Consider the following 1166-nt stretch of genomic DNA (forward strand, 5'->3'; position numbering starts at 1 on the left):
GCATGCCCGACCACACCTCCAGCCGCACCCGGTCCATGCGCAGGTTGCTCACCCCTGCGAACTCCAGCACCGGCGGGACCGTGCGGTCTTCCTTGAAGCTCAAGGGCGCCGCGGCGCCGGCCATCTCCACGACCTGGCCGGCGCGCACGCCCCGCGCGGCGACCTGGGGCACGGCACCCACGCGCGATGCGCCATGGATGGACCAGCCCGCCATCCAGCGGCGCGCTGGCATCCCCGTCGGCCAGCGCCACGCCCGAGACCCGCACCACCAGCGTGTAAGGGTTGCCGCTGCGGGGCAGCGCCATCTCCTCGCCCGTCCAGGCCTGGGTCTGGGGCGGTGCGCCTGCGGAGCGGTCCGCATCGGCGGTGTCTTTCCGGTCCTGGAACAGCGCGAACTTCGCCAGCGCTTCGGCCGACAGTTCCTGGGTTTGCACCAGGCGCTGGCCCCAGGGCTGGGGTGCGCCGCTGGCCTGGGCAGGCAGCGACGCCGTACCGAGCGCGCCCAGGCCCGCCAGCGCGATGCCGGCCGCCAGAACCCTGCCACGGCGGCACGCCGCCCGCGCGAAATCGAATGGGGATGTGGATGTGGATGTGTCGTGCCCCGTTGCCATGCCCTCCTGTCCTTGGTGTCGTGTGCTGTCTGCCTGCGCAGCCACGTCAGGGGGCGCATGCGGACGGCAGTGTATCCAGTGGTTTCAGGCTGGTCGGCAAAACGCTACTTTTTTGATAGCGCAATGCCCTAGTACTGATTGTCCTGGGAGCATTTTTTCGCCTGGAGCGCCTGCGTTGCGAGCGCCCCTCCACCGCATGCCGAAGTTATGCCCGCCCTCTGTGGGCCGTTCTGTGGACAACCCCAGGGACAACCCGCCGGATCGGCGCAGGCAGTGGCCTGCAGCCCGGTGCCTGCATTTTGGGCAGTGGCGGCCGGGCGCGGCCGGCGCCTTTCCGGGGTGCGGCTATAGTGCGCGGCCGGCACGGCCCCTGCGCCCGCCTTCATTGCATCCCCTCCCCCGCTCCGATCCCCCGTGCCCATCGCCACCCTGCTCTGCCTGGTCGTCGCCGTCAGCGACGGCGACTCCCTCACCGCCCGCTGCGGCGACCGCCGCCCGATCCAGGTGCGCCTGGCCGCCATCGACGCGCCCGAGCGCCGCCAGGCGTTCGGCCCG

Annotated in this window: 2 pseudogenes; one reads left to right on the forward strand and one right to left on the reverse strand. The window is 71.7% G+C overall.

The window, feature by feature from the left end:
• Positions 1-232, reverse strand: a pseudogene (locus AC27KI_RS25350) (hypothetical protein); the annotation flags it as partial.
• A gap of 793 nt (positions 233-1025) precedes the next feature.
• Here AC27KI_RS25350 and AC27KI_RS25355 point away from each other — a divergent pair.
• Positions 1026-1166 (forward strand): annotated as a pseudogene (locus AC27KI_RS25355) (thermonuclease family protein); the annotation flags it as partial.

It is taken from the genome of Acidovorax sp. KPB24-03 (assembly GCF_057546605.1).